Below are 290 nucleotides of genomic sequence, written 5' to 3'. Positions count from 1 at the left end.
AGTAAGGCAGTTTTATTAACTTTAATCGATCGCAAATCACGGTTCCTTTGGGCATACCGGTTAAAAGATCGGACGACAGCGACTGTTAATGAAGCCCTAACTAAGTTCCTAACCACTTTTAATGGTCCGGTGCACAGCTTTACTGTGGACCGTGGCACTGAGTTTAGTGGGCTAGTATCACTTGAATCACAATATGGTATTAAGACCTATTACTGCCATGCTTATACGCCAGCTGAACGTGGTAGTAATGAACGCTTTAATCGGAATTTACGTTATTTTTATCCTAAAGG

1 protein-coding gene is annotated in these 290 nt (G+C 41.4%); it reads left to right on the top strand.

Annotated features, from left to right (window positions below):
- On the top strand, positions 1-290 hold a 290-nt coding region (locus IV64_RS11215; protein ID WP_157061150.1), incomplete at both ends, for an IS30 family transposase.

This window comes from Lactiplantibacillus xiangfangensis, assembly GCF_001438845.1.
Lineage (GTDB): Bacteria > Bacillota > Bacilli > Lactobacillales > Lactobacillaceae > Lactiplantibacillus > Lactiplantibacillus xiangfangensis.
Note: the sequence above shows the minus strand (reverse complement) of the source record. Positions and strands in the feature narration are given on the sequence as shown.